The sequence below is a fragment of the Lacticaseibacillus suihuaensis genome (assembly GCF_054785075.1).
The window spans coordinates 68308-91016 of record NZ_BAAGBJ010000004.1 but is presented as its reverse complement, the minus strand read 5'-3'; the positions used below and the strand labels follow the sequence as shown (position 1 = coordinate 91016).

Below are 22709 nucleotides of genomic sequence, written 5' to 3'. Positions count from 1 at the left end.
GCTACAATTCAGGTAATTTCTTGGCCCAAGTAGGCGTACTCAGAGAGCGGTGGGAAGCTGGAAACACCGTGTACAGTGCCGAATCCTAGCCGAGCCTTCAGTTAAATCCGCAATCAAAAGCGCAAAGCCTAGCTTTGAACGAGAATGGTACCGCCCGGTGGGGTGTCTCGATCAAAGCGGGCTTTTTTGCGCAAAAGGAGTCGCTCATGCGTGTTCTCAACTGCCGCCGGGTGGTGGTCAAAATCGGCACCAGCAGCCTGATTCACCCCTCCGGCACCATCAACCTGCAAACCATCGACCGCCTGGCCTACGCCTTGGCCGCCTTGACCAACCAGGGGCTGGCCGTCGTTTTGGTGACCTCCGGGGCCATCGGGGTCGGGCTCAACCGCCTGCACCTCAGTGAGCGGCCGGTCGCCATCGCCGCCCAGCAGGCGCTTGCGGCGATCGGCCAAAGCGAGCTGATGCGCCTGTACTCGCAGCGCTTCGCCGACTACGACGCCCAGGCCGCCCAGCTGCTTTTGACGCACGATGTGTTCGACTACCCGGTGTCGCGCCAGCACGTGCTGGACACCATCGACGCGCTGCTCGCCGCCCGGGCGATTCCCGTGATCAACGAGAACGACTCGGTCGCCGTCGATGAGCTCGACCACCGCACGACCTTCGGCGACAACGACCAGCTGTCGGCGCTGGTGGCCACGCAGATCGACGCCGACCTTTTGATCGTGATGTCCGACATCGACGGCCTGTACACCGCCGATCCGCGCAGCGACCCGGCGGCCTCGCGCATTCCGCGGGTGACCGCGGTGTCTGCGGCGCAGATTCAACGGGCCGGCGGCACCGGCAGCCGGTTTGGCACCGGCGGCATGGTGACCAAGCTCAAGGCTGCGTCGACGATGCTTGACGCCGGCAAGCAGATGGTGCTGTGCAGCGGCGCGGATCCGCGGGTGCTGCTGCAGGTGGTGGCCGGTGAGCCCATCGGCACCTGGTTTGCCCCAGCCGAAAAGGAGGACGTGAAATGACGAACTTAACCACCATGGGCCAGGCCGCCCGAGCCGCGGCGACGCAGCTGGCCCTTTTGACCACCGATGACAAAAACGCGGCGCTGCTCGCAATGGCCGAGCAGCTCGAGGCGGAGACGCCGGCGATTCTGGCCGCCAACGCGCAGGACCTCGCGGCGGCCGCGACGGCGCCAACCAAGTTCCTGGACCGGCTGCGGCTGACCGACGCACGAATCGCCGACATGGCGGCCGGAGTCCGGGCGGTGGCGGCGCTGCCGGATCCCACCGCGCGGCGGGACGCCGGCTGGGTGACCCACGCCGGCCTCGAGATCCAGCCGCGCCGGGTGCCGCTGGGCGTGATCGGGATGATCTACGAGGCGCGGCCGAACGTGACCGTCGACGCCGCGGCCCTGACGCTCAAAAGCGGCAACGCGGTGATTCTGCGCGGCGGTCACGAGGCGCTTGTGACCAACCGGGCCCTGACCGCGGTGGTGCAGGCGGCGCTTGCGTCCTGCGGGTTGCCGCAGACCGCGGTGCAGCTGGTGGGCGACGCCAGCCGCGCCAGCGCCACGGCCTTGATGCACCTGGACGGCTACTTGGACGTGCTGATTCCGCGCGGCTCCGCCCGGCTGATTCAGGCGGTGGTGCAAGAGGCGACCGTGCCGGTGATCGAAACCGGCGCCGGCAACTGCCACATCTACGTCGACGCGGCGGCCGACCTGGCGATGGCCGAGCGCATCGTGGTCAACGCCAAGGTGCAGCGGCCCAGCGTCTGCAACGCCGCCGAAAAGCTGTTGGTGCATGAGGCGATTGCGGCAAAGGCGGTGCCTCGGTTGGCCCAGGCGCTGGCCGCACACGGCGTAACGCTGCGGGGTGACGCGGCCGCCTGTACCCTTTGGCCGGCGATGACGCCGGCGACGGAAGCGGATTGGGACACGGAGTACAACGACTTGATCATGGCCGTGAAGGTGGTTCCCGACCTGAACCATGCAATCGCCCACATCAATCAGCACGGCACCCGCCACTCCGAGGCCATCGTCACCAACGACTACGCGGCCAGCGAGCGGTTCCTCAACGCGGTCGACGCCGCCTGCGTCTACGTTAACGCGTCGACGCGCTTCACGGACGGCGCGGAATTCGGCTTCGGCGCGGAAATCGGCATCAGCACCCAGAAGCTGCATGCCCGGGGGCCGATGGGGTTGGCGCAGCTGACCACCATCAAGTACGCGATTCGCGGCAACGGTCAGGTTCGCGGCTGAGCCAATCGTTGCGATAACCAACTGCTTTAAAATAAAAAGTTAAAAATTATTTTTACCATAACCCGGATTTTGATATACTCTAGTTATCAAAATATTGGGAGGGCTTTCACATGACCAACATCACGAAGGGGGCCGTCGTCAAGTGCCAGGCGAACGGCAACATGGAACACGACTTCATCGGCACGGTGACCAAGTGCTACGAGAACTCCTGCCTGGTGCAGATCGACGAGTTCGACCCCAAGGACCGCATGAATGCGCGTGAGCTTTTGCACATGACGGTGATCGCCAACAAGCGCATGGAGGTGCTGGTGCCGGGCCAGCCCGAGCCGGCCGAAGCGCCGATCATCTCCGCCAGCTGAGTGTCTTGCCCCCGTTGTGGTATAATAGGAACAGTTGCGACACTTAGGCAAAGATACGGGGGAAAACATGGCACAAGAAATTACAGTAGGATCGACGGTCGACGTCAAGAAAAGCGCGAACGTGCCGCTGTCCTTCACCGGCACCATCGAGAAGTTGTACGCCAACTCCGCGATGCTGACCATCGACAAGTTCGACAACGCGGATGCCGAGGTCGTCGAGGACCTGAAGCACAAAACCGTTGTGAACTACAAGCACATGACCCAAAACGGCAAGGCCGTTCAGCCCCCAAAGCCAGACGACGCCAAGTAGGGCTGATTCCCAACGGCGGCTGCGCCATATCAAAAACACCCGCGATGCGAGACCGAAGCCGTGGCTTCAGTCTTGCATCGCGGGTGTTTGCGTTCATGTCGTCAAGATAGACTCTGGCCCGGGATCTAGCTACGCCTCGTCGCTTGAGGCCAGGCCCGGGCCTCAAGCACCACGGCTAGGCTACCCGTCCCGCTAAAGGCGCTCGGGCTCACGCTCTGATGCTCAGCCCTTCCGCGCTAATCGTCAGCGGCAGGACCGTACCGGCTGTCAGGCGTTCGCGCAGCCGCACCAGGAAGTCGGGCAGGGCGGCCGGCGCCAGGCAGATCAGGGCCGGGCCGTTGCCCGAGGCGAAGCAGGCGAAGCCGCCGGTGGCGACCACCGCGCGGGACACCATTTCCGCATGTGGGTAATAGCTGGCCGTGACCTGCGCCTCCAGGGGAAAATGCCGCCGCAACCAGGTGCCGTCACAGCGCTGCATCGCCGCCAGCAGGTCGGCGATGGCCGGTGGCGCCAGGGTCGGGCGAGCCGGCACCGCGACGGCCGGCACCTGCGTCGGCAGGTAGACGGCGCCTTGTAGCCCGGCGATGCTCAACGGGGCCGTGCCGGTTTCGCCCTGCTGCAGGCCGCCGCCGGCCAGGGCGGTGCGAATGGCCAGTTCGTCCGGCTCGAAAAAGGCGGTGTGGGCGATCTGCTCGTTTTCGCTCAAGGGGTGGTCGCCCAAGGCGCTGGCCAGGCTGACCCCGGCCAAGGTGGCGGCCAGGGAGCTGCCCAGGCCCATGCCGGTCGGCAGCGTCGAGGCGACCGACAGCTGGTGCGGCTCCAGCCCCGGCGCCACCGTCTGCGCGACGGCGACGATGAGATTGGACTCATCGTGCGGCAGGGTGGGGTCGGCGTGTGCGACCTCCCACTCGTACCAAGCCGGCCCGACCGTCACCGTCACCCCGCGGTCGATCGCGAAGGCGAACGCCGGCTGCACCAGGGACGTGACCGTCCCGGGGACCCAGATTTTCATAGACAACACGCTCCCAGAATTCGATTAGATGTAACTAAGTATATCTAACCATTATCTCATTTTCCACCCATTTTCAAAAAAATTTGAATCAGGGTATAATGGAAGCTAAGAAAACCGGGCGTCGCCACGCTCGCGAAAGGTCGCCACATGGTCGAATTAGTTCTGCTCCGGCACGGAGAAAGCACCGCCAACTTCACGAACACGTACACCGGCTGGTCGGATGTCCCGCTGACCGCCAAGGGTGTCGCCCAGGCCCAGGCCGCCGGCGCCGCGTTGGCCGCGACCGGCATCCAGTTCGGCCACGTTCACACCTCGGTTTTGCAACGCGCCATCGCGACGGCCTACCTGGTGCAGGACGCGATTGGCCAAAACTGGCTGCCGATCACCAAATCCTGGCGGCTCAACGAGCGGCACTACGGCGCCTTGCGCGGCCTGAGCAAGCAGCGAACCCGCGAGCTGTTCGGGGCCAGCCAGGTGGCGGCCTGGCGCCGCAGCTACTGCGATCTGCCGCCACTGTTGGCCCATGCCCAAGGTGGCCGGCGCTACGCCGGCTTTCCTCGGGCCATCGTGCCGCGGGGCGAAAGCCTGCAAGACGCCGAAGCCCGGCTGGTGCCGTACTGGGTGGATGCGATCGCCCCGCGGCTGATCGCCGGTGCCCCGCAGCTGGTGGTTGCCCATGGCTCGACGCTGCGAGCCCTGATCAAGTACCTGGAAGGCATCAGTGACGCAGCCATCGACGGGGTCGAGGTCGCTAACGCCCAGCCGATTGTCTACGAGCTGGACGCCCAGCTGAACATCCTGAGCAAGCGGGTGCTGGCGACGCATTGACGCCGCCATTTTTGGGGTTGCGGTTCCGTTATAGCGGGGTTAAAATATAACCGTTATAACACGAGATTTGTAAAAATCGATTAGCTAATCACATGAAATAATTATCACAGGCCGCGAGTTGCATATTCGTAACGCGCGTGGCGATGACTATTTTGGGGGTTGGCTATTTTTTTGCGCCAAAATGGTGAGGGACGCCGATTGTGAAATCGGTAACGGAGGTTGAGATATGTTACAAAGAGTGCAAACCACCCTGATGGGGTTGGTGGCGCTGCTCGCGGTGGCGGTCGGGTTCGCCTGGCGACCGCAGCCGGTGGCGGCCGCGGGGCAGCCGCTGCAAACCGTGATTGTGAAGAACGGTGAGGCCAACGGCTACGATTTGATTTTGAAGAACAACCGCGACCGCGACTACCGCAACGTGACGGTGACCGCGACGCTGCCCAAGGCGCTGGCCGGCCAAAGCGGCAAGCTGACCTGGCGCATCGCCAAGTTCGGACTGAGCGGCCAGCAGCGGCTGCCGTTCACGATTCACCCGCGGTCGGGCCAAGTCACCGTGGCGACCAAGGCGGCGCAGGTTCACTACGCGCAGTTTCAAGTCTGGTGGGTTGCGGCCGGCGCCTTGATGGTGCTGATCGGCGGCACTGGGGCCTTTTGGCTCTGGCGGCGGCGCAAGGCCGCGCTTTTGCTGCTTTTGGTCGGCGCCGCGGGTGGCGGCCTGGCGCTGACGCTGCTGCAGCCGGTGGCCGCGACCGACGAGACGCACGGCCAGGCCCGTTTTACCCGCGATGGTCAGGTCTACACCGTGACCACGGCGATTCGCTACGACGCGGCCGGCGCGACCCGGCTGGTGCCGTTCACCGCCCGGGTGAGCGGCGAAAAGGCTGCTCGCGTGACCGTGAGCGACCGCGACGCCAAGACCAAGCGAACTATCGCGCTGCGCGGCGGGGTCCTGGCGACCCGGCTGATCAAGTCGCACCGCTACCGCATCAGCGGCGCCGGCCTTGACGCGACCCTGACGCCCGGCGGCCGCAACACTTACAAGGTGAAGGCGGCAACCGGCCAGCTGCAATTGGGCGAGGCCATTGTCAAAAACGGCGGCACGATGGTGTTGAAAACCACCGCAACCGCTCTGCAGACGGCGGCCGGCTACCGCATCGACCCGGCCCATTCACGCGTGATCGTCGACGGCGTGACCAGCGATTACCGTGTCGGCGACCGCCTCTACCTGCCACCGTTCGGCTACAACTACGGCGGCGCCGCGGTTCGCGTCACGGCCGTCGATGCCCAGGCGACCCAGACGAGCCTGACCGTCACCGACGCCAAGGTCGACGCGGTGGTCGCAACGGTGGATGCGCCCAAGACCAAGGTGTCGGTCACCCAGGCCGTATTCGTCCCGGCCCCAGGCGTCAAGGTGTCCGGCCAGCCCGTGGCCGGGGTGGGGATGGCGAAGATGGGGTTTTTGACCATCGACCATTCCGCCAAAGGGGTCGCGGCCGATGAGTTGACAACTGAATGGCCCAAGGAGCATGGAGAAGACACCGCCATTACGCTCAGCAATACGCTTGAGACGTCGGGGACTATTGAGACGTCGCTCCATGCCGATTTCCTTTTTCGAAAGTTCAACGCAAGTCTCTCCGAAAAGCTTGAGATTAGCAACGAAGCGAGCGTTGAAATTAAGGGCAGTACCAAGAATCTCAAGGCGTTCAAGAAGTTGACCGACGGCCTCAAAATTGGTGAGATGTACTTTCCACTTGCGATACCTGGCCTCAGCATCCACGCGCCGGTGAAGCTGTCCGTCACATTTGATGGCAGCGTCACGGCGAGTGTTGACGCAGGGGTGACGCAAGAGGCCTCCGTCACAGTAGATAATGGTAAAGTGAGATTTGACCCGAAGCTTGAGGCGACGTCCGGCGGCTCAATCGACATGACCGGGAAAGTGACCGTCGGCGCCAGCATCTCGCCAGAGGCGGTGGTTTTGGAAAGCGCCTCGGTCGTTGGTATCGAAGGGTTCTCAGGCCTCGAGGTGGTCGGCGACGCGAACTTTGAATTCGGGACAGATCTGGTCAAGCTGAAAAACACCACGGCTACTGATGTCTCGATCGAGGGCAACCTGGTCTCAAGTTTGAAGGCTGAGAGCAAACTGCCCAAGCTGTGGAAGGGCGATTCACTGGAAAGCAATGAATGGACATTAAAGTTGGGGTCGTTCAAGTACAGCACCAAGGACGAACGGGAGAAGAAGGCGGCGGCCCAAAAGAAAGCAGACAAAAAGAAGAAAGCCGACGATAAGAAAAAGGCCGAAGCCGCCGCCAAGAAAAAGGCGGAGGCGGCGGCCAACGATCCGCGCAAGCTGCTGGCGGGGAAGGCGTTTCAGATGATGCTTGAGCAGGTCGACGGCAAGGACCCGCTGGACGTCTTTCCGCAAGACGAGCCGACTGGGTGGGACCAGGCACCGGGGTGGGTGACGAAAGTGCCGTATCCGTTCGGCTACTTCATCGACGACCACCGGATGAAGGTCAGGTACTACAGTGGGAGTGGGCCGGTGGCAACGGTGACCTACACGACCACCGGCAACCGGCTGCGCTTCAAGGACCAGCAGGGCGTCGCCTACGCCATTCCGTTCACCGTGACGAACGGGCAGGTGAAGTTTCAAAACGTGGTGCAAACTCATGCTGAGACCAAGAAGACGTACAAGGCGACGCTGTCCTTCACTCTCTCCGACGACGCCGCCCAGATTCAGCAGATTCCGGGCTTTGAGAAGCCCTGACCGCCGAATGGAGGTGTTAGCCACTCCCGTTAGTCACCGTTGAGCCTCTCGGTTGGCGCGTGTCGCCGACTGTGCTAACGTTTTACCCAGAGCGTGTCAGAATCGTTGAGCCAATCTTTGAAAAAGGGTCACCGGTCGCGCAAAACAGCGCGGCGGCCCCATTTTTGCGGATTAGCTTTTTTGATGCGTCAAACGGAGTTGAAGTAGGGGGATTGGATGATGAAACGAGGAACACGCGCGGCTGTGGTGGCGCTGATTGCGCTGATCGCAACCGCGGTCGGCCTGTCCTGGCGACCGCAGCCGGTGGCGGCGGCCACCGCGCCGCTGCAGACGGCCATCGTCAAGAACGCGACGGCCAACGGCTACGATTTGATTTTGAAAAACAACAGCGACCGTGACTACCGCAACGTGCAGGTGACCGCGACGCTGCCCAAGGCGCTGGCCGGCCAAAGCGGCAAGCTGACCTGGCGCATCAAGCGCTTCGGGCTGAGCGGCCAACGGCGGCTGGCCTTCACGGTGGCGCCGGGCTCGGGCAAGGTAACGGTGGCCGGCAGCGCCGCGACGGTTCGCTACGCCGGCCACGCGACCTGGTGGCTTGCGGCCGGCGCCGTGGTGGTGGTGCTCGGCGCTGGCGGGGCGTTTTGGCTGCTGCGGCGGCGCCGCGCGGCGGTGGCCATCGTGCTGATTGGGTTGACCGGCGGCGGTCTGGTGCTGGCCCTCGGGCAACCGGTGGTCGCAACCGACGAGACGCGCAGCCAGGTGCGGTTCACCCGCTCGGGCAAGGTATACGCGGTAGCCACCCGGATTCGCTACGACACGGTGGCCACAACACGGCTGGTGCCGTTCACCGCCCGGGTGAGCGGCGAAAAAAATACGCGGGTGACGGTGGCCGACCGCGACGCCAAGACCGAGCGAACCCTGTCGCTGCGAGGCGGTGTTTTGACGACGCGCCTGGTCAAGTCGCACCGCTACCGCATCCGCGGCGCTGGCCTTGATGCAAATCTGACGCCCGGCGGCCGCAACGCCTACAAGGTGCAGGCGGCCACCGGCAAGCTGCGGCTCGGTCAGGCGCTGACCAAAAACGGCGGCACCCTGGTGTTGAAAACCACCGCGGCCGCGCTGTCAACCGCGGCCGGCTACCGCATCGACCCGGCTCACGCCCGGGTGGTTGTCAACGACACCACGGTCGATTACCGCGTCGGCGACTGCCTGTACCTGCCGCCGTTCGGCTACAACTACGGCGGCGTCGCGGTGCGGGTGACCGGCGTTGTGGTCCAGTCGACCCAGACCGTTTTGACCGTGACCGATGCCAAGGTCGACGCGGTGATCGCACTGGTGGATGCGCCGCAGACCACGGTGTCGGCTGACCAGGCCGTGTTCGTCGCGGCCCCGGGCGTCACCGTGTCCGGCCAGCCGGCGCAAGGCGTCGGGCTGGAACACACCGGGTGGTCACACGCGGGAACCGTGTTTGACGCCGAGGCCAAGGTGGTGAAGGCGCAAAAATTCAGCTTCGAGTACAAGTACCAGACCAAAAAGGCCGCCGCCGCTAAGAAAGACGACGACGACAGCGATACCGGATTTAGCATCAGCGACGAGATGGCGGCCTCGGGGGAGGTCAACTTCTCGGTTCACACCGATTTCATTAAGCACAAGACCAAGACCAAGCTGGCCGACACCGTGACGTTCGGCAACACGCTTGAGGTGAAGCTGGCCGGCGACACCAAGGACGCACCTAAGAACTCGTTTTTTTGGCGCTTAGCGGAAGGCCTGCCGGTCGGTACCCTGCGCTTTCCCACGCCAGTCTGGGGCGTCAGCGTCGAGCTGCCGGTCAACCTGGTGCTCGATTTGAGCGGCGAGCTCACCGGCACGTACAAATTCGAGATCGCCCAAAACGGCTCGCTGACCTTCCAAACCGGCAAGCAGTTCAAGCATCAAAGCAAGACCGACATCTCATCTTCCGGCCAAGTCGAGGCGAAGGGAACCGCGCAGTTGGGCTTCCGCGCCAAAACCAAGCTGATGATCGCGCAGTCGGTGTCGCCGGCCGACCTCGACGCGTTCGCCGGACTTCAACTCGAGGCCGACGGGACTTTCACGTTCGCCAAGGGCAAGGTAGTGCCGCACTCCGCCCTGTCGGCGGCCGGGTCAATCGAAGGCGACGTGCTACTGACCAGCAAGGCCGAAAGCGAGCTGCCGATGCTTTGGCACGGCAAAAAAGTGCAATCCAGGGAGCTTGAGTTCAAGTACCAGCTATTCAAGCTCGACGGCGAGACCGGAACCAAGAAGAAGGCCGCTGACAAGGCAGACAAGGTAGACAAGACGTCCTCGAACGCCGATGACCTGACCAAGCAGTTGGTCGGCAAGTCCTTCCAGTTGATGCCCGAGCAGTTCGACGGCGAACCTTTCGCCAAGGCGTATGCCGAGGACAAGGCGCCATACACCCTGAATGTCAGTTGGCCCTTCGGCTATTTCCTCGATGATCACCAGATGCGCGTGGGGTGGCTGGGTCGCAACGCGATGGTCGAAAACGAGCCCTACACCATCAGCGGCAACACGCTGCACTTCGAGGACTGGGACGTGCCGTTCAAACTCGTGAATGGTCAAATCACGTTCGGGAACTTCGACTGGACCTGGCACTGGACCGGCGACGACAAATACGCCGGCGACCACAAGATGGTGCTCAGCTTCACGCTCGGTAACGACGCCGCCGAATTCAAAAAGTACCCGGGCTTCTAGCCACAACTGAACACAATCACCGAATTGGGCCAACCGGGTCGCCACCGGCTGGCCCTTTTTGGCGTGGCGCCGGCGACTTGGGTCCGGCCGTTGCAACTGCCCGTCTGTTAACGGTATCAGGCCACGGCCGCACGATTGGGACCGGTAACAGCGGCCGAATGCTTGTGCCGCTCGCCGGATTCCCATACGCTGGTATAGGTAAGAAAAGTCGCGGCGGCTCGCGTAGCCCGGTTGCGCTTCGTACCGCGCTACCCGGCGAACCGCGGTGGTTCGGCCCGGCCCCGGCGGCCGCCTCCGCGTCACCACCGGCCGTGCCGCGACTTCAGGCTCACGCACATGAACAGGAGGTATCCCCATGACGACTTGGTCCGATCAGGCCATCATTTATCAGATTTACCCCAAGTCCTTCCAGGATTCTAACGGCGACGGGGTCGGCGACCTCAACGGCATTCGCCTGCGGATTCCCTACCTCAAGGCGCTGGGGGTGACCGCGGTGTGGCTCAACCCGATTTTCACCTCGCCGCAGGTCGACAACGGCTACGATGTCGCTAACTACTACGCCGTCGACCCGCAGATGGGGACGATGGCCGACCTGGAGGCGCTGGTTGCAGCCCTTCACGCCGCCGGCCTGCGGGTGATTCTGGATTTTGTGATGAATCACACCTCCGACCAGCACCCTTGGTTCCAGGATGCAATCCAGTCGCCTGACTCGCTGTACCGCGACTACTACATTTTCGCGGGGCAAAACAACCGGCGACCCAATAACTGGGGGAGCTTCTTCGGCGGTTCGGTGTGGACGCCGGACCCCGCCGGCTCCGGCCAGTCGTACTTTCACCTGTTCGACCGCCGGATGCCCGACCTCAACTGGGCCAATCCCGAGGTGCGACACGCGATGCAAGACGTCGCCGACTTTTGGCTGGCTAAGGGCATCGACGGGCTGCGGCTGGATGCGTTCATCCACATCGCCAAGGCGCCGCTGGCCCAGGATTGGCCGACTGCGGCCGGAGACGACGCGCTGGTGATCGCCGAGCCGTTTTTCGCCAACCGGCCGCAGGTGCAAGACTGGCTGCGCCCGTTTTGCCAGCACATCAAGGCCGACTACCCGGACGCGGTGTTGCTCGGCGAGGCGGCCAGCGCCAGCGTCGACCTGGCGGCGGCCTACACCGCCAAGTCCAATCAGCTGATGGACAGCGTGGTGACCTTCCGCTACTTCACGGACCGGCCGGTGGCGAACCCGCAGCTGCCGGCGGCCTACCAGCCCCGCGAGATGGATTGGCTGGCGTTCAAAAGGGTCCAGGCGACCTGGCAGCAGACGCTGGTCGCCCCACCGACGCTGTACTGGAGCAACCACGACATGGCGCGGCTGGCGACGCGGGTGGCGCATGATCCGCTTCAGGCTCGCAGCCTGGCCATGCTGATGTACCTGCAGCGCGGCATTCCGATCATCTACTACGGCGAGGAGCTGGGGATGCAAAACCTGCGGCTGCCCAACGCCGCGGCCTTCGCCGACGCGACCGTCACCGCCTTCGTGGCCCAAGTCGCGGCCGCGGGGGGTTCGGCTGGCGAGGCGCTGGCCTGGGTCAACCGCACCCACAAGTTGCCGGCCCGGGGCCCGATGCCTTGGGGCGACGCCGGGGTCGCCGGCGGTGAGGCCGCCGGTGCTGGCGCCGCGGCCCAGGCGACTGGTGCGACCGCACCGGATTCGGCGGCGACACACTCGACCACACCGGATCCGGCGGCCGCACAGTCAACTGCGCCGGATGCCGCGGCCGCACAGGCGACCACACCGGATGCGTCGGCGGCACCCGATGCGGTCACCGCTCGCCAGGATGCCGCGGCGGCCGGCTTCACGACCGGCACCCCGTGGCTGACCGGTCAGGCCGCCGCCACTGACACCGTCGCCGAGCAAGCGCAGGATCCGAACAGCCTGCTGGTTTTCTACCGTGACCTGATTGCGCTGAAGAAGCAGCCGCTGTTTGCCACCGGCAGCTACCACCTGCTGAACACGGCCGACACCATTTACGCCTACCGCCGCGACTACAAGGGCCAACAGGCGTTGGTGGCGGTCAACCTGAGCGCCACCCCGGCCGTGCTGCAGACGCCGCTGGCCGGGCTGGCTCGCCGGCTGACTGCCGGCTCGGTCACCCGCCACGGCGACACGCTGAAGCTCGACCCCCACGCCGGCGTGGTGCTGACGACGCGCTAGCCGGCCGCTGACCTGAACGCACCAAGACACTCACATGCAAAGGAGACTTCACCATGAACATTGCTGCCATTGCCCATCGGCCCGAAAGTGAGGACTGCTTCCTGATCGATGAGTCGACGCTGCGGCTGCGGCTTCGCACCGCCAAAGACGTCACCGCCGTGCGGGTCGTGTTCGGCGACCCGTACTGGCAGGTGCCAGACACCGCGACCGCCGCCGCTGCGACTCAAGACGCCGCCCCGACCGCCCAGGCCCCGGCGGCGCAGGGCCCAACCCGCTTCGGGTACCAAACGTTGCCGCTGCGGCGGCTCGGCGAGGGCCAAAGCCACGCCTACTGGGGCGTTGCGCTGACCGCGCCATACGCCAGGCTACAGTACCTCTTTGAGGTCAGCGCCGCCAGCGGTACCGTCGCGTTCGGCGACCGAGGGCCGCGGCCGGTGGGGGAGGCCACCCGCCAGGACATGGGCAACTACTTTCGGGTGCCGTACTTCCATGCGATCGACCGCGTCCGGGTCCCGGCCTGGGTCCAAGACACCGTGTGGTACCAGATTTTCCCCGAACGCTTCGCCAACGGGGACAAGACCAACGACCCGGCCGGCACCCTGCCGTGGCGGCCAAAAGACCACCCGGGCCGCGACGACTACTACGGCGGCGACCTGCAAGGCGTGTTGGATCACCTCGACGACCTGGTCGCACTGGGGGTCAACGGGCTGTACTTTTGCCCGGTGTTCAAGGCGACGTCCAACCACAAGTACGACACCATCGACTACTTCGAGATTGACCCGGACTTCGGCGACAAGGCGCTGTTCGCCAAGCTGGTCCACGCGGCCCATGATCGGGGGATGCGGGTGATGCTCGACGCCGTGTTCAACCACCTGGGGGCCCAGTCCCTGCAGTGGCAAGACGTGTTGCAAAACGGTCCCGAGTCGCGTTTTGCCGGCTGGTTTCACATCCACGACTGGCCGCTGACGCCGTACCGCGACCCGACGCAAGGCGCTGGAACGCCGCAGTTTGACACGTTCGCCTTTGGCCCCAACATGCCCAAGCTCAACACCGCCAACCCGGCCGTTCAGGACTTCCTGCTTGAGATCGCGACGTACTGGGTCAAGCAATTCGACATCGACGCGTGGCGGCTGGACGTCGCCAACGAGGTCGACCACCACTTCTGGCGCCGCTTCAAGGCCGCACTGGTCGCCATTAAGCCGGATTTTTACATCCTCGGCGAGGTCTGGCACTCGGCGCAGCCCTGGCTCAACGGCCTGGAGTTCGACGGCGTGATGAACTACGCCTACACCCAGCAGATCGAGGACCATTTTCTCACCCACCGGGCGACGGCCGGCCAGCTGTGCGAACGGCTGCAGGACCAGCTGATGCAATACCGCGACCAGACCAACACGATGATGCTCAACATGCTGGACTCCCACGACACCAAGCGCCTTTTGACGGTGGCCGGCGGCAACGTCGACTTGGCCTTGCAGGCGCTGGCCTTCACCTTCCTACAGCCGGGCAGCCCGTGCCTGTACTACGGCACGGAGATGGGGATGACCGGAGCCGACGATCCGGACGACCGCAAGCCGATGGACTGGACGCAGCTTCACGCCAGCACCTGGCAGCGCGTCGCCGCCTTGGTCGCCTTCCGCCGGCAACACACCGCGCTGCTGGCCCGAGGCACCACGGCGCTTGGCGTCACCGAGACCGGGCTGCTTCGGGTCACCCGGCGGCTGGGCACGACGCAGGTCACCGGCTGGTTCAACACGACGAAGGCGCCGCAGCCGCTGGCGGCCACCGCGGCGCTGAGTCAGGCCGCAGTCGCCGATCAGCTGCGGCCGGGGGGCTTTGCCCTTGAGGTCCAGACCGATTCTGATAGCGGTAACAGGGACTGATGAATTGTAAAAACGGTTTCACCCCGCCAAACTGATAAGTGTAAAGCGAAACGGAGTGAAGAATATGAGCGAACCTGTGATCAACCGATTGTTTGACATCGCGCCTTGGCGCCTGACCACGCACCACCTGGACCGGGCGAACATGCGCCTGGCCGAAAGCCTGACCGCCATCGGCAACGGCTACATGGGGATGCGCGGGAACTTCGAGGAGGGGTACTCCGGCGACTCGCTGTCCGGGACCTACCTGGCCGGCGTCTGGTTCCCGGACAAGACCCGGGTGGGGTGGTGGAAGAACGGCTACCCCGAGTATTTTGGCAAGGCGATCAACGCGCCGCGCTTCGCTGACCTGCGCGTCACGATCAACGACCACGCAATCGACCTGGCGAAGGTGCCGCACCGCGATTTCACGCTGGATTTGGACTTGCACCAAGGGCTTTTTACCCGGCAGTTCACCGTGACGGTGGCCGAAGCGACGGTTCGCCTGACCTTCCGGCGCTTCGTCAGCATCGCCATCAAGGAGGCCGCCTACTTAAGCCTTCAGGCCGAGTGCCTGGCCGGCGCCGCCACGGTCGAAGTCGCGGCCGGACTCGACGGTAACGTGACCAACGAGGACAGCAACTATGCGGACCGCTTCTGGCAGCCGCTGGTGGAAGACGCAACCGCCGGCACCATTCAGCTGCAGACGCGGCCCAATCCCTTCGACGTTCCGCAGTTCACCGTGCTGTACCAACAGGCGCTGCGCCTGGACGGCCAGCCGGTGCAAGGCGTTCGTACCACGGCGCCGGGCCAGCTGCAGGAGGTCGTCAGCATCCCGCTGGCCACCGGCGAGGCGGCGAGCTTGGAGAAAAACGTCGTGGTGCTGACCAGCCGCGACGTCGCCCCAGACGCGCAGCCGGCCCAAGCCGCCGCTTTGATGAGCCAGGTCCAGCAGCCGAGCTTCGCGCAGGCTTTGGCCACACACACCGCGGCCTGGGCCAAGCGCTGGGCCACCAGCGACGTGGTAATCGACGGCGACGTGGCGGCACAGCAAGGCATCCGCTTCAGCATCGCCCAGCTGTTCATGACCTACTACGGCGAAGACACCCGGCTCAACGTCGGGCCCAAGGGCTTCACCGGCGAGAAGTACGGCGGGGCGACCTACTGGGACACCGAGGCCTACGTGGTGCCGATGTACCTGGCGGTGACGCCGCCAAGCGTCACCAAGGCGCTTTTGCAGTACCGCCACGACCAGCTGCCCGGGGCGTATCACAACGCGCAGCAGCAGGGGCTGGCCGGCGCGTTGTTCCCGATGGTGACCTTCAACGGCATCGAGTGCCACAACGAGTGGGAGATCACCTTCGAGGAGCTGCACCGCAACGCCGCGGTGGCCTTTGCGATTTATCAGTACACCGCCTACACCGGCGACGAGCGGTACGTCAATCACGACGGCATCGAAGTGCTGGTCGGCATCAGCCGCTTTTGGGCCGACCGGGTCCATTTTTCCAAGCGGCGCGGCCTGTACATGATCCACGGCGTCACCGGCCCCAACGAGTACGAGAACAACGTGAACAACAACTGGTACACCAACCGCATGGCGGCCTGGTGCCTGGAGTACACGCTTGCCCGGCTGCCGCTGGCCGACACGGCCGTGGTCGCGGCGCTTGACGTAACCGAGGACGAGAAGGCGCTGTGGCAGGACATTCAAGACCGCATGTACTACCCGGTTGACACCGAGCTGGGCATCTTCGTTCAGCACGACACGTTCCTGGACAAGGACCTGCGCCCGGCCAGCACCATTCCGGCGGCGGAGCGGCCGATCAACCAGCACTGGTCCTGGGACCGCATCCTGCGGTCGCCGTTCATCAAGCAGGCCGACGTGCTGCAGGGCCTGTACTTCCTGAACGACCGCTTCACCCGCGAGCAAAAAGAGGCGAACTTCGACTTCTACGAGCCGCTGACGGTGCATGAAAGCTCGCTGTCGGCCTCGATCCACGCGATTCTGGCCGCCGAGCTGGGCAAGGCGGATAAGGCCGTCGAACTCTACGCCCGCACCGCGCGGCTGGATTTGGACAACTACAACCACGACACCGAAGACGGGCTGCACATCACCGCCATGTCCGGCGGCTGGCTGGCGATTGTTCAGGGCTTCGCCGGGATGCGCTACGTCGGCGGCCACCTGAGCTTCAAGCCGTTTTTGCCTAAGCACTGGCAGGGGTACCGCTTCGCCTTGACCTACCGCGGCCGCCAGCTGGCCGTCGCGGTGGCCCCGAGTGGCACCACGGTGACGCTTGTGGCCGGCGAACCGCTGGCTGTCGAAGTCGCCGGTCAGGTGCGGCACCTGACCCAGGAGGTGGCCGATGCTTAAAGGCTTGATCTTTGATCTCGACGGCGTGTTGGCCGACACCGCCCGGCTGCACCTGGCGGCCTGGGGCTCAGTGGCCCAAGACCTCGGCATCACGCTGCCGGGCGCGGCCGGTGACGCGCTGCGCGGCCGCTCGCGGGAGGAATCGCTGGCGATTGTGCTCAGCTACGGGCCGCCGCGCGACTACTCCGCCGCCGAACGCGCCGCGCTTGCGGCGACCAAGAACGACCGCTACCGCCAGGCCATCGCGCATCTGACGCCCAAGGACCTGCTGCCGGGCATTCCGCGGCTGCTGGCCCAGGCCAAGGCCGGCGGGCTGACCATGGCGATCGCCTCGGCCTCCAAGAACGCGCCAGCGATTCTGGAGCGGCTGGCGATTGCCGCTGACTTCGCCGGCGTGGTCGACCCGGCCACGCTGCACCGCGGCAAGCCGGACCCCGAGATTTTCGTCAAGGCCCAGGCGCTGCTGGGCCTGACCGCCCGGGAGGTGGTCAGCTTCGAAGACGCCAGCGCCGGGGTGGCGGCGATCAAGGCCGCCGGGCAGTTCGCCGTCGGCATCGGCGACGCGCAGGTGCTGCACCGGGCCGACCTGGTGGTGCCAAGCACCGCCGCGCTGGACCTGGCTGCGATTCGCACCGCCTTTGGCAAGGCGGTGAGCTGATTGTTTTACTTCACCTAGTTCATCATGCGACACTTAAGTTAAGGGAGTTAACTTGCGAGCCGTTGTCGTCGCCGGGCGACTCGCGAACCTGTGACGGCGGCACGTTGGCTCGGCCATCATCCAATAATTGGGGAGGAATCACTTATGAGTTCATGGAAGAAAGTTCTGTTGGGTACCGTCACGCTGGCAGCCACGGTTGCCCTGGTTGCCTGCGGGAAGGGCAGCACGACCTCAAACACGACCAAGAAAACCACCACCCAGGCGGTTTCGGGAACGGTCAAGCTGTGGGTCGACACCACCAAGGTGCCGTACTACAAGACAATCGTGCAGGACTTCAACAAGAAGTACCCGAAGGTCAAGGTCACCGTCACCCAAAGCCCGAACGGCTCCGCCAACGCCAAGACCGACGTCGGCAAGGACCCGAGCAAGGCGGCCGACGTCTTCGAGGTGCCGAACGATCAGCTGGGCTCGATGGCCGATCAGGGCTACATCAACCCGCTGTCGCCGACCGCTGAGAAAACGGTCAAGGCCGACATGGTCCAAGCCGCCGCAGACGGCGTGACCTGGAACGGCAAGATGTACGGGTACCCGACCTCGCAGCAGGCCCAAACCGTGTACTACAACAAGTCCAAGCTCACCGCAGACGACGTGAAGTCCTGGGATACGATGACCAAGAAGGGCGTTTTGGCCACCGACTTCACCAACGCCTACAACTTCTACCCCGTGTTCCTGTCGGCCGGGACCTACCTCTACGGCAAGGACGGCGAGACGCTGAAGGGCACCGACGTCAACTCCGACAAGGGCGTAGCCGCGATGACCTGGTTCGCCCAGCAAAAAGCCAATAAGGGCGTGATGCAAACCAGCAACGCCTTGAACCAGTTGAAGTCCGGCAACGCCGCCGCCATCCTCGACGGCCCTTGGGACGCCGCCAACATCAAGAAGATCCTCGGTGATAACTTCGCCGTGGCGCCTTACCCGACCATCAACGTCGGCGGCCAGGAGGTCCAGATGCAGGCGTTCCTCGGCATCGGGTGCTTCGCCGTCAACTCCCACACCGCAACCAAGAACCAAAAGGCCGCGGCGACCTTGGCCGAATTCGTGACCAACAAGGCCTCCCAGCTGGTGATTTACAAGAACTCCGGCGCCATCCCGGTTGACAAGTCGGCCCAGGCCGACGCCACCGTTGCCGCCGACCCGGTGGCCAAGGCCGTGATCACGATGAGCGAAACCGGCTACTCGACCATCATGCCGAAAATGACCCAGATGGCGACTTTCTGGAACCTCTCCGCACCGCTGATTAACGGCGCCTACAACGGCTCGATCAAGCCTGCCCAATACGCCGACAAGCTGCAGACATTCGTGGATGCAATTTCGAAATAACCAGGGCGTAGCCGGGCGTTTAGACGACCGGCCAGCGTAAGGGTGGCGCTTGGGCCGAACTTGGCCCAAGTGACGGCCTTAGCTGGGCGAGTCGCCGATGCCCGGCGGAGCCCGACGATAAGCGTGACCCGAGGCGGGTTTAGCGGGTCGACCAGCGTAGGGCTGGGCGTTGGGCCGTTCCTTGGCCCGGCACCCGGACCTAGCTGGACGCACCCGCGTTGCCTCGAGGAGCGCGTTAACCAGGGCGTAGCCGGGCGCATTTAGCGGGACGCATAGCGTAGGGGTGGCGCTTGGGGCGTGACCTTCGCCCCAAGCGCAGGCCCAAGCTATGCGCCCCCGCGTTGCCCGGCGGAGCCCGACGAACCCGTAAGCGTGACCCGAGGCGGTTACACGCCCGGGATTCGCCGCACCACCCGTTTTGCGCCAAGCTCCTAGCTCGCGTCGCCCACCCGCGGTGGGCGGCGTCATGGTAGGCGCTTTGGACAACCACCTGTTTGCGCCGCACCGGCCCATCATGGTCAATTGGAGGGAGAAATATGTTTAGACACAAGAGCAAGTCACCGAATGCCGTGACCTACGGGGAAGTGTGGCAGAAGGGCGACGCCAGCTTCAAGCTATCATTCATCGTCATGGGCCTCGCCCAGCTGGTTCACAAGCAGTGGGCCAAGGGCCTCGCCTTTTTGGGCATCCAAGTGGCCTTCATCGCGTGGTTCATCGCCAGCGGCATCAGCGCCTTGATGATGCTCAGTAACTTGGGCGAGATCAAGTCCAAGCAGGTCGTGTTCGATGAGGCCCAGGGGGTCTATCTGACCAAGCTGCCGGACAACTCCTTGGTCATCCTGCTGTTCGGGGTGCTGGCCGTCCTGATCGTGCTGGGCATGATCGGCCTGTACGTCGCCAACCTCCGTTCGGTCAAAAAGCTCTACACCCAGATCAAGCTGGGTGAGCCGGTGCCGACCAACCGCGAGGAGCTGCACAGCCTGCTGGACTCGCGGCTGCACAGCACGTTGCTTGCGATTCCCATCATCGGCATCGTGTTGTTCACCATTTTGCCCACCCTGTACATGATTTCCATGGCCTTCACCAACTACGATGGCAAGCACCCGATCGGCTTTTCTTGGACCGGCTTCAAGGCGTTCGGCAACGTGCTGACCGGTGATCTGGCCGGGACCTTCTTCCCGGTGCTGGGCTGGACGCTGGTCTGGGCAGTGGCGGCCACGGCGACCACGTTCTTCTTCGGGGTGCTGCTCGCGATGCTGATCGAATCCAAGGGCATTCGGCACAAAGGGTTCTGGCGAACGATTTTCGTCATCGTCTACGCCGTGCCGCAGTTCGTGTCGCTGCTGATGATGGCGCAGTTCCTGGACCTGCAAGGGCCCTTGAACAACCTGTTGATGAACTGGCATCTGATCTCAAGCCCGATCAACTTCATCGGCGCCTCGGCCAGCTCGCTGGTCGCGCGGATCACCGTCATCGTGGTCAACATGTGGATTGGGATTCCGGTGTCGATGCTGGTGTCCACGGCGATCATCCAGAACCTGCCGCAAGACCAGATCGAGGCGGCGCGAATGGACGGGGCCTCGGCCTTCCAGGTTTTTCGCTCGATTACCTTCCCGCAGATTCTGTTCGTGATGTCGCCGGCCTTGATTCAGCAGTTCATCGGCAACATCAACAACTTCAACGTGATCTACCTGCTGACCGGCGGCTACCCGATGAACAACAACTACAACGGCGCCGGCGACACCGACCTGTTGGTGACCTGGCTGTACAACCTGGTCTTCGGGCAGACGCAGCGCTACAACGCCTCGGCGGTGCTGGGCATTTTGATCTTCATCCTGAGTGCCACATTCTCGTTGATCGCGTACCGGCGAACCAACGCGTTTAAGGAGGGTTAACCATGAATTCCTATCGTGCCAAAAGGCGTCTGTCTCTGATTCTGCGTTACGCGCTGCTGATCTTGCTGGCGGTAGTCTGGATTTTTCCCATCGTCTGGATCATCTTGGCGAGCTTCTCGTACAACGACACCGGCTTTGTCTCGACCATCTGGCCGGAGCAGTTCACGCTACAAAATTACATCGGGATTTTCAGCAGCGACCAGTTCCCGTTCGTCTACTGGATTAGAAACACCCTGTTCGTCTCGTTGATCACCACGGTGCTGTCAACCTTCGTCACCATCTGCGTGGCCTACGCGCTGTCTAGGCTGCGCTTCCACTTCCGCAAGCCGTTCCTGCAGATCGCGCTGGTGCTGGGGATGTTCCCGGGCTTCATGTCGATGATCGCCTTGTACTACATCCTGAAGAACTTCAACATGCTGAACCTCGGCGGCCTGATTCTGGTCTACGTCGGCGGAGCGGGGCTTGGGTTTTACATCGCCAAGGGGTTCTTCGACACCATTCCGGTGGCCATCGACGAGGCGGCGATCATGGACGGGGCGACCAAGTGGCAGGTGTTCCTGCACATCGGGCTGCCGATGTCTCGGCCGATCATCGTCTACACGGCTTTGACCGCGTTCATCGGGCCGTGGATCGATTTCATTTTCTCCGGCATCATTCTGAGCTCGTCGGGTAACGCCAAGGACTACACCATCGCGTACGGCCTGTACAACATGCTGCACAGCACCCGCGGGGCGTCGACCACGTACTTTACCCAGTTCATCGCCGGGTGTGTGATCATCGCCATTCCTATCACAATCCTCTTCGTCATCATGCAGAAGTTCTACGTCAACGGCATCACCGCCGGGGCGGATAAAGGCTGATCATCCCACAAATCTTGTCAAAAAGACGTCTGAGTGGCGACTCGTTGCCGACTCAGACGCCTTTTGCCTAACAAAGTGGCGGCGGTTCGCAGATTGGGCCGGGCCAACCGGACGTGCTACAATGGAATGAGAATTGGTATAGGGAGTGATGGGATGGTTACGCTATCGGATGTGGCCAAGCAGGCGAATGTGTCCAAAATGACGGTGTCGCGGGTGATCAATCACCCCGAGCAGGTGACCGCCGAGCTGCGCGGCCTGGTCGAGGCCGCGATGAAGACGCTGGATTACCGGCCCAACAGCGCGGCCAAGGCGCTGGCGCAGAATCGCACCAACGTGGTGAAGTTCCTGATCCTCGAGGACGTCGACACCACCGAACCCTACTACATGAGCCTGCTGTTCGGCATCGCCAAGGGACTGGACCGTCAGCAGTACGCCTTGCAGCTGGTGACCGACCGCAATCGGCTGTGCGTCGGCAACGCCGATGGGTTCCTGATTACCGGGGCGCGAACCAAGGACCAGCCGTGGTTGGACCAGCTGCAAAAACCCTTGGTGCTGTTCGGCGAGAACCGCTACGGCTACGACTTCATCGACACCGACAACAAGCTGGGGACCCAGCAAGCGACGGAACACGCGCTGGCCAAGAACTACCAGTCGATTATTTTCATCGGTATCGACGTCAAGGAGCCCTTCGAGTACTCCCGCGAGGCCGGCTACATCAACACGCTGCAAAAACATCGCCAGGTGCCGCGGATTCACCGCATGCCCAACCACAGCCACGCCTCGCAGCAGTTCATCGCCGAGAACTGGCGCAAGTTCGCGCGAAACACCTGCTTCATCTGCGCCTCCGACCGCCTGGCCATCGGCGTGGTCCGGGCGATTGCGGCCCAGGGCGGCCGCATCCCGGCGGATTTTGGCGTCATCGGCTTCGACGGCGTCTTCTTGGATCAGGTCTCCAACCCCAAGCTCACCACCGTTCAGCAGCAGGTGCCAGAGCTGGGCGAACACCTCGCGCGGATGCTGCTGGCCAAAATCGGCCAAAGCGGGGCCCAGCAAGGCGAGGTGCTGCTGACGCCGACGCTGGTGGCGCGGGGCACCACGCGCAACTAGCCGGCGGGGCTCACCAGATAGTAGGGGGCGTCGCTGAGTTGCTCGGTGACGCCAACAACGCCTCGGTGAGGCGACCGGGCCTGTCGTGCTGACAGGCGGCCGCCTCACCGAGGCGTTTT

The 22709-nt window shown here is 63.7% G+C and carries 16 protein-coding genes; 15 read left to right on the top strand and 1 reads right to left on the bottom strand.

What is annotated here, in order from left to right:
- Positions 1-206: 206 nt before the first annotated feature.
- The 4 genes from proB to ACYVRZ_RS05095 all read left to right on the top strand — a co-directional run bounded on the left by proB (position 207) and on the right by ACYVRZ_RS05095 (position 2926).
- Entirely contained in the window at positions 207-1019 is an 813-nt protein-coding gene (gene proB / locus ACYVRZ_RS05110; protein ID WP_461225397.1) for a glutamate 5-kinase, read from the top strand.
- The gene (locus ACYVRZ_RS05105; protein WP_461225395.1) at positions 1016-2257 is read left to right on the top strand and encodes a glutamate-5-semialdehyde dehydrogenase; all 1242 of its coding nucleotides are present in this window, start codon (positions 1016-1018) and stop codon (positions 2255-2257) included. The genes proB and ACYVRZ_RS05105 overlap by 4 nt, the downstream gene beginning before the upstream one ends.
- A 110-nt stretch (positions 2258-2367) precedes the next feature.
- Positions 2368-2616 carry a hypothetical protein gene (locus tag ACYVRZ_RS05100; protein WP_461225393.1) on the top strand — a complete coding sequence of 83 codons (249 nt, stop codon included), beginning with the start codon at positions 2368-2370 and terminating at the stop codon, positions 2614-2616.
- 67 nt (positions 2617-2683) lie between these two features.
- Positions 2684-2926, top strand: coding sequence for a hypothetical protein (locus tag ACYVRZ_RS05095; protein ID WP_262315058.1), 243 nt, complete (start codon positions 2684-2686; stop codon positions 2924-2926).
- A gap of 208 nt (positions 2927-3134) precedes the next feature.
- Here ACYVRZ_RS05095 and ACYVRZ_RS05090 read toward each other — a convergent pair whose 3' ends face one another.
- The gene (locus tag ACYVRZ_RS05090; RefSeq protein ID WP_461225390.1) at positions 3135-3938 is read right to left on the bottom strand and encodes a GHMP family kinase ATP-binding protein; all 804 of its coding nucleotides are present in this window, start codon (positions 3936-3938) and stop codon (positions 3135-3137) included.
- Positions 3939-4085: 147 nt separating this feature from the next.
- On the opposite strand from ACYVRZ_RS05090, the gene ACYVRZ_RS05085 reads away from it, so the two are divergent.
- The 11 genes from ACYVRZ_RS05085 (at position 4086) to ACYVRZ_RS05035 (ending at position 22590) form a co-directional block, all read left to right on the top strand.
- Complete coding sequence (locus ACYVRZ_RS05085; RefSeq protein WP_461225388.1) at positions 4086-4766, top strand: 2,3-bisphosphoglycerate-dependent phosphoglycerate mutase; 681 nt, start codon at positions 4086-4088, stop codon at positions 4764-4766.
- 226 nt (positions 4767-4992) lie between these two features.
- On the top strand, positions 4993-7527 hold the full coding sequence (locus tag ACYVRZ_RS05080; RefSeq protein ID WP_461225387.1) for a hypothetical protein: 2535 nt from the start codon (positions 4993-4995) through the stop codon (positions 7525-7527).
- A gap of 219 nt (positions 7528-7746) precedes the next feature.
- Positions 7747-10260, top strand: coding sequence for a hypothetical protein (locus tag ACYVRZ_RS05075; protein ID WP_461225385.1), 2514 nt, complete (start codon positions 7747-7749; stop codon positions 10258-10260).
- Positions 10261-10615: 355 nt separating this feature from the next.
- Entirely contained in the window at positions 10616-12466 is a 1851-nt protein-coding gene (locus ACYVRZ_RS05070) for an alpha-glucosidase (protein ID WP_461225383.1), read from the top strand.
- A 53-nt stretch (positions 12467-12519) separates the two neighbouring features.
- Complete coding sequence (locus ACYVRZ_RS05065; RefSeq protein WP_461225381.1) at positions 12520-14346, top strand: glycoside hydrolase family 13 protein; 1827 nt, start codon at positions 12520-12522, stop codon at positions 14344-14346.
- Between the two features lie 79 nt (positions 14347-14425).
- The gene (locus ACYVRZ_RS05060; RefSeq protein ID WP_461225536.1) at positions 14426-16690 is read left to right on the top strand and encodes a glycoside hydrolase family 65 protein; all 2265 of its coding nucleotides are present in this window, start codon (positions 14426-14428) and stop codon (positions 16688-16690) included.
- Entirely contained in the window at positions 16683-17348 is a 666-nt protein-coding gene (gene pgmB / locus ACYVRZ_RS05055) for a beta-phosphoglucomutase (protein WP_461225379.1), read from the top strand. Before ACYVRZ_RS05060 ends, pgmB begins: the two co-directional genes overlap by 8 nt.
- Before the next feature lie 144 nt (positions 17349-17492).
- A complete protein-coding gene (locus ACYVRZ_RS05050; protein WP_461225377.1) occupies positions 17493-18728 on the top strand; it encodes an extracellular solute-binding protein in 1236 nt (411 codons plus the stop codon).
- Positions 18729-19264: 536 nt separating this feature from the next.
- The gene (locus tag ACYVRZ_RS05045) at positions 19265-20623 is read left to right on the top strand and encodes a carbohydrate ABC transporter permease (RefSeq protein WP_461225375.1); all 1359 of its coding nucleotides are present in this window, start codon (positions 19265-19267) and stop codon (positions 20621-20623) included.
- A 2-nt stretch (positions 20624-20625) separates the two neighbouring features.
- Positions 20626-21483, top strand: coding sequence for a sugar ABC transporter permease (locus ACYVRZ_RS05040; RefSeq protein WP_262315048.1), 858 nt, complete (start codon positions 20626-20628; stop codon positions 21481-21483).
- A gap of 153 nt (positions 21484-21636) precedes the next feature.
- A complete protein-coding gene (locus ACYVRZ_RS05035; protein ID WP_461225373.1) occupies positions 21637-22590 on the top strand; it encodes a LacI family DNA-binding transcriptional regulator in 954 nt (317 codons plus the stop codon).
- Positions 22591-22709: the final 119 nt, after the last annotated feature.

Coding starts and splice junctions, on each gene's coding strand:
- ACYVRZ_RS05075 (WP_461225385.1), top strand. CDS start 7,747: ATGAAACGAGGAACACGCGCGGCTGTGGTGGCGCTGATTGCGCTGATC.
- ACYVRZ_RS05095 (WP_262315058.1), top strand. CDS start 2,684: ATGGCACAAGAAATTACAGTAGGATCGACGGTCGACGTCAAGAAAAGC.
- ACYVRZ_RS05090 (WP_461225390.1), bottom strand. CDS start 3,938: ATGAAAATCTGGGTCCCCGGGACGGTCACGTCCCTGGTGCAGCCGGCG.
- ACYVRZ_RS05085 (WP_461225388.1), top strand. CDS start 4,086: ATGGTCGAATTAGTTCTGCTCCGGCACGGAGAAAGCACCGCCAACTTC.
- ACYVRZ_RS05070 (WP_461225383.1), top strand. CDS start 10,616: ATGACGACTTGGTCCGATCAGGCCATCATTTATCAGATTTACCCCAAG.
- ACYVRZ_RS05050 (WP_461225377.1), top strand. CDS start 17,493: ATGAGTTCATGGAAGAAAGTTCTGTTGGGTACCGTCACGCTGGCAGCC.
- ACYVRZ_RS05040 (WP_262315048.1), top strand. CDS start 20,626: ATGAATTCCTATCGTGCCAAAAGGCGTCTGTCTCTGATTCTGCGTTAC.
- ACYVRZ_RS05100 (WP_461225393.1), top strand. CDS start 2,368: ATGACCAACATCACGAAGGGGGCCGTCGTCAAGTGCCAGGCGAACGGC.
- ACYVRZ_RS05080 (WP_461225387.1), top strand. CDS start 4,993: ATGTTACAAAGAGTGCAAACCACCCTGATGGGGTTGGTGGCGCTGCTC.
- ACYVRZ_RS05065 (WP_461225381.1), top strand. CDS start 12,520: ATGAACATTGCTGCCATTGCCCATCGGCCCGAAAGTGAGGACTGCTTC.
- proB (WP_461225397.1), top strand. CDS start 207: ATGCGTGTTCTCAACTGCCGCCGGGTGGTGGTCAAAATCGGCACCAGC.
- ACYVRZ_RS05105 (WP_461225395.1), top strand. CDS start 1,016: ATGACGAACTTAACCACCATGGGCCAGGCCGCCCGAGCCGCGGCGACG.
- ACYVRZ_RS05045 (WP_461225375.1), top strand. CDS start 19,265: ATGTTTAGACACAAGAGCAAGTCACCGAATGCCGTGACCTACGGGGAA.
- ACYVRZ_RS05035 (WP_461225373.1), top strand. CDS start 21,637: ATGGTTACGCTATCGGATGTGGCCAAGCAGGCGAATGTGTCCAAAATG.
- pgmB (WP_461225379.1), top strand. CDS start 16,683: ATGCTTAAAGGCTTGATCTTTGATCTCGACGGCGTGTTGGCCGACACC.